The sequence below is a fragment of the Calditrichota bacterium genome, from assembly GCA_013112635.1.
In the GTDB taxonomy this organism is placed as follows: domain Bacteria; phylum Calditrichota; class Calditrichia; order Calditrichales; family J004; genus JABFGF01.
This window is the reverse complement of record JABFGF010000024.1, coordinates 1-2,180: the sequence shown is the minus strand read 5'-3', so window position 1 is coordinate 2,180 and position 2,180 is coordinate 1. Positions and strand designations below refer to the sequence as shown.

The following is a 2,180-nucleotide window of genomic DNA, read 5'->3' as shown; positions in this document are numbered from 1 at the left end:
GAAAAAGCTGAAGATGCATGTCTTCTTTCAATATCAAAAGGAGAGCTAAGTAGTTCTGATAAACAATTTTTAAAAAATTCTCTGCTTAATATATCTGAAACTCATCATAATAACTTAAACTTTAGTCAAGCAATAATTAATTCAGAATATGCCAGGATTTTAGTTCCATATGATTCAAAAGTTCTTCAAACTGAAATGGAATTACTCAAAAAATATTTCAAACAATATAAAAATCAGTTTGTGTTATCTGACATAGCGAACCTGCAAGTTATCCTTAATGAAATTATATCTGATTATACAAATCTCACTCAACAAAGTACTTTTATACCTGTACTTGAATCGGGCATGCAATTAATAAATGACATCGCTTTGTTAAAAGAAAATGAATTCAAAGATGTGGAATCAAAACATAGTTTTAGCATTGAAAGAATATTGAAAATAGTAATTCAAGCAAAATTTCAACATTTATCTGAAGAAGAAAGACGAGAAAAAGTAACGAAGTATTTAGGAAAAGCTCTCAAAAGGGTTGGGATCAAAAAGAAAATTATAACTCCCAGAAAAGAATAATTAATTTAACTCAAAGGATTTAAAATGCCTAGAAGGAAAAATGTACAACCTTTAACGAAGGAGAAATCGAAACAAACTGTTGCAATTTATTGTCGAGTTTCAACTCAGGAACAAGGCGATAGTGGATTGTCTTTAAGCCATCAAGAAAAAAGATGCAATAATTTTTGCATTGCAAAGGATTGGGATATTTATAAATCATATATAGAAGTTGCTTCTGCTGGAAAATTGAATCGCCCCGAATTGAACTCATTACTTAATGATGCAAGCGATTCCAAATTTGACATTGTTGTGGCTTTGCGTCTAGACCGTGTATCAAGAGTTCCGAGGGATTTTTATAATCTTGCTGAATCTTTGGATAAGTACAATATAAGTATTTCAACTGTAGACAATGATGTTGACACTACAACCGTTCAGGGTAGAATGCTTCTTGGTGTTCTATTACAATTTGCAGCTTTTGAACGTGAAATAAATTCTGAAAGAACGAGAGCAGCAATTCATCAGAAAGCTTTAAAGGGTGAGCATCGTGGAGGTATGCCGGTTCTCGGATACGACCTAAAAGACAAGAAATTGATATTAAATAAAGATGAGGCCGAAATAGTAAAGACTATTTTTCATGAATATATTAATGGAACAAAACCATCTGAAATTGCACAAAAACTAAATTCTGAAGGAGAAAAAACAAAATTCCATATTACAAAAAAAGGTAAAGAAGTTGGAGGAGAAGCATTCACAAGAAATCATATTCATAATGTCATAACAAATCCTGTCTATACAGGTCAAATAGATGTTAAGGGTGATTTATTTCCTGGAATACATGACCAAATCATTTCCAAAGAAGACTTCAAGAAAGCAGATGATAAGGTTACTGTCAATGCCAAAGCAAAGAATTTAGGTCAACCAAAAAAAGGTCAACTCCTTTTAAACGGTATTATTAAATGTGGTCAATGTGGCAGTTATATGACTACCCGGTCAGCAACCGGAAGGAGCAAAACATATCATTATTATGCATGCACAAAACAAATACATAAAGGAGCAAGCGCATGCACTTCTATTCAGCCAAAAGCTGAGGATATGGAATCTGTTGTTATTGATATAATTAAAAAGATGGCTCAGGAACCAAAATATTTAGAGGACACCTTGGCTACTTTGTCTCAAGACTCTCAAGGAGAGATAACGATTTTCCAGAAAAAACTGGATGAAATATCCTTGAAAAAAAGTAAACTTAAAAAATCTCAAAAAAAGATGACAGAATTGTTAATAGAAAAGGATCTTGGGGAAATTGATTCGGTTGTAAATAAAATAAAAGAAATAAATAATGAAGTAAAGGAAATTGAAACTAAAGAAATTGAGATAAAAAAAGAAATAGACTTACTAAAAACAAATATCGTAGATCCAATAGCGCTTCAAAAAATATATTCTGATTTCACACTACTTTGGGATGAACTAGTTTTAACAGAAAAACGTGAAGTTATCAAACTCTTAGTAAAAAATATTGAAGTAAACATTGAGAAGAAGGCCGATAAGGGTAAAATAAAAATTGCCCTTTGGGATATACTCCCTAAGGGCAAAATTTCTGACTACAAAATTGGTTCGTCATTTTGTAGTGTCTCGCT

The 2,180-nt window shown here is 31.8% G+C and carries 2 protein-coding genes; both read left to right on the top strand.

Features of this window, described 5'->3' with window-relative positions; all coding sequences use genetic code 11:
- A partial coding sequence (locus tag HND50_22360; protein NOG47996.1) for a hypothetical protein occupies positions 1 to 567 on the top strand: 567 nt, incomplete at its 5' end.
- Between the two features lie 24 nt (positions 568 to 591).
- A partial coding sequence (locus tag HND50_22355) for a recombinase family protein (GenBank protein NOG47995.1) occupies positions 592 to 2,180 on the top strand: 1,589 nt, incomplete at its 3' end.